The sequence below is a fragment of the Pantoea sp. BAV 3049 genome, from assembly GCF_009765445.1.
GTDB lineage: Bacteria > Pseudomonadota > Gammaproteobacteria > Enterobacterales > Enterobacteriaceae > Erwinia.
The window spans coordinates 4,248,575-4,254,645 of record NZ_WHOY01000031.1; the positions used below are offsets into that span (position 1 = coordinate 4,248,575).

At 56.0% G+C, this 6,071-nt stretch carries 5 protein-coding genes and 2 tRNA genes; all 7 read left to right on the forward strand.

Features of this window, described 5'->3' with window-relative positions:
* The first annotated feature begins 3 nt into the window (after positions 1 to 3).
* The 7 genes from rffA to GSQ70_RS20995 all read left to right on the forward strand — a co-directional run bounded on the left by rffA (position 4) and on the right by GSQ70_RS20995 (position 5,996).
* Positions 4 to 1,134: a dTDP-4-amino-4,6-dideoxygalactose transaminase gene (rffA, locus tag GSQ70_RS20965; RefSeq protein ID WP_158784322.1), complete on the forward strand. Its 1,131-nt coding sequence runs from the start codon at positions 4 to 6 to the stop codon at positions 1,132 to 1,134.
* Position 1,135: 1 nt separating this feature from the next.
* Complete coding sequence (gene wzxE / locus GSQ70_RS20970) at positions 1,136 to 2,386, forward strand: lipid III flippase WzxE (RefSeq protein WP_158784323.1); 1,251 nt, start codon at positions 1,136 to 1,138, stop codon at positions 2,384 to 2,386.
* On the forward strand, positions 2,383 to 3,459 hold the full coding sequence (locus GSQ70_RS20975) for a TDP-N-acetylfucosamine:lipid II N-acetylfucosaminyltransferase (protein ID WP_158784324.1): 1,077 nt from the start codon (positions 2,383 to 2,385) through the stop codon (positions 3,457 to 3,459). Before wzxE ends, GSQ70_RS20975 begins: the two co-directional genes overlap by 4 nt.
* Positions 3,456 to 4,802, forward strand: a complete 1,347-nt coding sequence (gene wzyE / locus GSQ70_RS20980) for an ECA oligosaccharide polymerase (protein ID WP_158784325.1) — start codon at positions 3,456 to 3,458, stop codon at positions 4,800 to 4,802. The genes GSQ70_RS20975 and wzyE overlap by 4 nt, the downstream gene beginning before the upstream one ends.
* A 53-nt stretch (positions 4,803 to 4,855) precedes the next feature.
* On the forward strand, positions 4,856 to 5,596 hold the full coding sequence (gene wecG, locus GSQ70_RS20985) for a lipopolysaccharide N-acetylmannosaminouronosyltransferase (protein ID WP_158784326.1): 741 nt from the start codon (positions 4,856 to 4,858) through the stop codon (positions 5,594 to 5,596).
* A gap of 179 nt (positions 5,597 to 5,775) precedes the next feature.
* Positions 5,776 to 5,852 (forward strand) — tRNA-Arg (locus GSQ70_RS20990).
* Between the two features lie 68 nt (positions 5,853 to 5,920).
* Positions 5,921 to 5,996: transfer RNA gene (locus tag GSQ70_RS20995), tRNA-His, on the forward strand.
* The last annotated feature ends 75 nt before the right edge of the window (positions 5,997 to 6,071 follow it).

A 6,071-nucleotide genomic window follows, 5' to 3' on the forward strand; every position in this document is an offset into this window, starting at 1 on the left:
CCTATGATCCCGTTTAACGCCCCACCGGTAGTGGGAACCGAACTTGAATACATGCAGTCGGCCATGGCCAGCGGCAAGCTGTGCGGCGACGGCGGATTTACCCGACGCTGCCAGCAGTGGATGGAAAACAAATTCGGCAGCAAAAAAGTGCTGCTCACTCCCTCCTGCACCGCGTCGCTGGAGATGGCCGCCATCCTGATCGATATCCAGCCGGGTGATGAAGTGATCATGCCCAGCTACACCTTTGTCTCCACCGCCAATGCTTTTGTGCTACGAGGGGCGACCATCGTGTTCGTGGATATCCGTCCGGATACGCTCAATATTGATGAGAGCCTGATTGAAGCGGCCATCACGGAGAAAACCCGCGCTATCGTGCCGGTACATTACGCGGGCGTCGCTTGTGAAATGGACGCGATCATGGCGCTGGCTGAGAAGTACAAACTGTTCGTGGTTGAGGATGCTGCGCAGGGCGTGATGTCCACATATAAAGGCAAAGCGCTGGGTACTATTGGCCATATCGGCTGTTTCAGCTTTCATGAAACCAAAAACTACACCGCAGGCGGTGAGGGCGGGGCGACGCTGATTAACGATCCTGCGCTGGTCGAGCGGGCAGAAATCATTCGTGAAAAGGGCACCAACCGCAGCCAGTTCTTCCGTGGGCAGGTGGATAAATACACCTGGCGCGATATCGGCTCCAGTTACCTGATGGCGGATCTGCAGGCTGCTTATTTGTGGGCGCAGCTGGAGGAGGCTAAGCGTATTAACGAGCAGCGCCTGCGGTTGTGGCAGAACTATTACTATGCGCTGCAACCCGTGGCGGCCAGCGGCAGGATCTCGCTGCCGTCGATGGCGTCAGCCTGTCAGCACAACGCGCATATGTTTTATATCAAGCTGCGCGATAACGACGACCGCTCGGCGCTGATTGAGTGGCTGAAGGAGGCGGAGATCCTGGCGGTGTTCCATTACATCCCGCTGCACTCCTCGCCTGCGGGGCTGCGTTTTGGCCGTTTCTCTGGCGCCGATCGTTACACGCAGTCTGAGAGTGAGCGCCTGCTGCGCCTGCCGCTGTTCTACAACCTGTCTGATAACAATCAGAAGACGGTGATCAACTCTCTGCTGAGCTATTTTTCCTGATATGTCACTGGCAAAGGCTTCGGTGTGGACAGCCGCGTCCACGCTGGTCAAAATCGCTGCCGGTTTGCTGGTGGTTAAAATGCTGGCGGTGTCGTTTGGTCCCAGCGGCGTCGGGCAGGCGGGCAATTTCCGCCAGCTGATCACCGTGCTGGGCGTGCTGGCCGGGGCGGGGATTTTTAACGGCGTCACCAAATACGTCGCGGAATATCAGCAGCAGCCCGGCCAGCTACGGGCTCTCACCGGGACGGCTTCAGCAATGGTGCTGGGGTTCTCAACGCTGCTGGCTGTGGTCTTCCTGCTGTTTGCTGAACCGATAAGCGTCGGGCTGTTTGGTCATGGCGATTACCAGAACGTGGTGCGCATTGTCGCCTTCCTGCAGGCGGGGATTGCGTGGGCTAACCTGGCGCTGGCGATAGTGAAAGGTTTTCGCGATGCGCGGGGTAATGCGCTGGCGCTAATCCTTGGCAGCCTGGCGGGCGTGGCGGCGTGGTTTGTCTGTTACTGGCTGGGTGGTTACAGCGGCGCATTGGTGGGCATGGCGATGGTTCCGGCGCTGGTAGTGCTGCCTGCGGCGGTGGTGCTGGCGAAGCGTGATCATCTGCCGCTGCGTTTCCTTAAACCGTCGTGGAATACCGATATCGCCCGCAATCTCAGCAAGTTTACGCTGATGGCACTGATCACCTCGGTAACCCTGCCGGTGGCGTGGATCATGATGCGTAACCTGCTGGCTGAACACAACGGCTGGGAACAGGTGGGATTGTGGCAGGGCGTGACCAGTATCTCGGATGCTTACCTGCAGTTTATTACCGCCTCATTCAGCGTTTATCTGCTGCCGACGCTCTCCAGGCTGACCAGCAAAGAGGCTGTTTCGCGAGAGATTTTCCGCTCGCTGCGGTTTGTTTTTCCGGTGGTGATGGCGGTTAGCCTGACGGTCTGGCTACTGCGTGATGTGGCTATCTGGCTGCTGTTCTCCAGCAAATTCAATGGGATGCGTGACCTGTTTGTCTGGCAGCTGACTGGCGATGTGTTCAAAGTCGGCTCTTACATCTTTGGCTACCTGGTGATCGCCAAAGCGTCACTGCGTTTTTATATCCTGACCGAAATCAGCCAGTTTTTACTGCTGACGCTGTTTGCGCGCTGGCTGATCCCACTGCAGGGTGCCACCGGGGCGGCTCAGGCCTATATGGCTACTTACATCACCTATTTTGCGCTCTGCGTCGGTGTATTTTTTCTTTATCGTAGACAAGTATGACAACATTGATACACGTGCTCGGCTCGGCCATTCCTCATCATAATCAGACCGTGCTGAGGTTTTTCAACGACATCGTTTCTGAGGCGGTTCCGCGCTCTGCGCCGCGTCAGTTCTGGGTGGTGGGCGAAGCATCCGCTGCTGCTGCTGGCTACGACCGGCTGGCGATCCGTTGGTTTGCTGACAAGGGGGCGATAGCCCGGGCGGTGACGGTACTCGCCAGGGCCGACCGCAGCACGCGCTTCTTCTTCCACGGGCAGTTTAATCCGGCCTTGTGGCTGGCGCTGCTGACGGGCAAGCTGCGGTCGTTGCAGGTCTATTGGCATGTCTGGGGGGCGGATTTGTATGAACAGGCCGCCGGTCTGAAATTCCGCCTGTTCTACCTGCTACGCAGGCTGGCGCATAAACGGGTGGGGCACGTGTTCGCCACTCGTGGGGATATCAGCTATTTTCAGCAGCGTAATCCTTCAGTGCCGGTTTCGTTGCTGTACTTCCCGACGCGGATGGCGCAGGTTGCTCTGCCTGCGGCACAAAAAAGCGAGGATCTGACGATCCTGGTGGGCAATTCGGGGGATGTCAGCAACAGACATATTCAGGCGCTGCAGGAGATCCATCGGCAATTTGGTGACAGGGCCAAAGTCATTGTGCCACTGGGCTACCCGGAAAATAACGAAGCTTATATCAGCCAGGTTCGTGAGGCTGGCAGGGCATTATTTGCGGAAGAAAGGTTACATCTCCTCACTGAAAAGCTCGATTTTCCGGCCTATCTGCAGCTGATCTCGCGCTGTGATTTAGGCTATTTTATTTTTGAGCGCCAGCAGGGCATTGGGACGCTGTGCCTGCTTATTCAGGCGAATATTCCTTTTGTGGTTAACCGCAAAAATCCTTTCTGGCAGGATCTGACCGAGCAGCAGGTGCCGGTGTTGTTCGCCGGAGACCAGCTTGATGCTTCAGTGGTGGCCGAAGCGCAGCGGCAGATGGCGTTGCTGGACAAATCCTCAATCGCTTTCTTTGAGCCAGCCTATGTGGCGGGCTGGCAGCAGGCGCTGTCCCTGGCGGAAGGAGAAACGGCATGATGTTGTCGCAATTCGCCGGGCTGCTGGTGGTCTGGCTGCTGTCGCTGGGAGTGATCCTGACCCTGACCGGGCGTGAGTTTCGCCGGGTACGCTTTAATTTCAACGTCTTCTTTTCGTTACTGTTTTTGCTGACCTTCTACTTCGGTTTTCCGCTGACCAGCCTGCTGATGTTTGGTTTCAACGTTCAGGTGGTGCCACCCGAATACCTGCTGCAGGCGATGCTCTCTGCCACCGGGTTCTATGCCATTTACTACGTCAGCTACAAAACAAGGTTACGGGCGAAGAGCGAAGTGCCTTCACGGCAGGTTTTTACCATCAATCGCGTGGAAGCCCACCTCACATGGGGCATTCTGGCCTTGATTGCGCTGGGCACGGTACTGGTGTTCTTTCTGCATAACGGTTTTCTGCTGTTTAAACTGCACAGCTACAGCCAGATCTTCTCTGCCGAAGTCTCGGGCGTGGCTCTGAAGCGCTTTTTCTACTTTTTCATTCCGGCGATGCTGGTGGTCTATTTCCTCAATCAGAGCTTTAAAAACTGGCTGTTTTTTCTGGCGGCAACGGTGGCGTTTGGCCTGCTGACCTATGTGATTGTCGGTGGGACGCGGGCCAACATCATCATCGCTTTTGCACTGTTTCTGTTTATCGGCATTATCCGCGGCTGGATCACGCTGTGGATGTTGGCGATGGCGGGCGTGGCAGGTGTGGTGGGGATGTTCTGGCTGGCACTGCGACGCTATAACCTGGACGTCAGCGGATCTGAGGCGTTTTACACCTTCCTCTATCTGACGCGCGATACCTTCTCGCCGTGGGAAAATCTGGGGCTGCTGCTGCAGAATTACGACAAGATTGATTTCCAGGGACTGGCCCCGATTATCCGGGACTTCTATGTCTTCATTCCCGGCTGGCTGTGGCCGGACCGCCCGTCTGTGGTACTGAACAGCGGCAACTACTTCACCTGGGAAGTCCTGAACAATCACTCAGGACTGGCAATCTCGCCAACGCTGATCGGGTCACTGGTGGTGATGGGTGGCGCGTGGTTTATTCCGCTGGGCGCAGTCGCCGTAGGGATGATCATTAAATGGTTCGACTGGCTCTATCAGAAAGGCCAGCAGGAGACTAACCGCTACAAGGCCGCTGTGCTGCAGAGTTTCTGTTTTGGCGCGGTGTTCAACATGATTGTTCTCGCGCGCGAAGGGCTGGACTCTTTTGCCTCCCGCGTGGTGTTTTTCTGCCTGATTTTTGCCGTCGCCGTGGTTGCCGCCAAGCTGATTTTCTGGCTGCTCGACAGCGCGGGCCTGATTCGCAGTCGTAAAATGGCGGTATCGCTGCCAGGGCAGAACTGATTTTTATCCGGCCTCTGGCCAGATTTGTTGTATTTGACCTTAAGGAACCGAGCATGGACTCCACTTCATCTGTCCCGCTGTATCAGATCCGCGGCTTCACGCTGCTGGGATTTAGCGATATGGCCGGGATGCTGGACTACCTCTGTCAGCAGGGCACGTTCAAAACCGGCACGCTGGTCGCGATCAATGCTGAGAAAGTGCTGACGGCGGAGAGTCAGCCGGAGATCCATCAGCTGATTGATGCGGCTGAATATAAATATCCAGATGGCATCAGCATTGTGCGTTCCATCCGCAAGAAGTATTCGCAGGCTGCCGTTTCACGGATTGCCGGGGCAGACTTGTGGGAAGGACTAATGGAGCGCGCCGGGCGGGAAGGTACCCCGGTGTTTCTGATTGGTGGTAAACCGGCCATTCTCTCGCAGACGGTGGATAAACTCCGCCGTCAGTGGAATGTGAACATTGTAGGTTCACAGGATGGTTACTTCACGCCAGCCGACCGCCAGGCGCTGTTTGCCCGTGTTGTGGCCAGTGGAGCGAAGATTGTCACCGTGGCTATGGGGTCGCCTCGCCAGGAAGTGCTGATGCGTGACTGCAAAGCGGTTTACCCGGACGCCCTCTATATGGGCGTAGGCGGCACCTATGACGTTTTCACCGGTCATGTGAAGCGTGCCCCAAAGATCTGGCAGAAAATGGGTCTGGAGTGGTTGTATCGACTGATTTCGCAGCCTTCGCGTCTGCGTCGCCAGCTCAGGCTACTGAAATACCTTAATTATCATTTGCGCGGCGATCTTTGATTCTCCTTTTTTTTAGCTGGCCAGGAGTTAAAAAGCAGCTATTTAGCGGCAGGAACCGGCTGAAAACGACTGCGCAGTAGACAGAATGCACAAAGCGTAATCAAACAGGATTTTTTGTGAAAAAAGCACTGGACAGGATCGACCCAAGTCCGTAGTATGCCCATCCGCAACGGCGCTACGCGCCCGTAGCTCAGCTGGATAGAGCGCTGCCCTCCGGAGGCAGAGGTCTCAGGTTCGAATCCTGTCGGGCGCGCCATTAATTTTGTGCGCAAGAGCTGCGGTGGTAGTTTTACCGCGTTAACAAAGAAGTAAGCAGTAGGTGTGGTGGCTATAGCTCAGTTGGTAGAGCCCTGGATTGTGATTCCAGTTGTCGTGGGTTCGAGTCCCATTAGCCACCCCAGATTTTGTACGGTATGCGAAGGTGGCGGAATTGGTAGACGCGCTAGCTTCAGGTGTTAGTGTCTTAACGGACGTG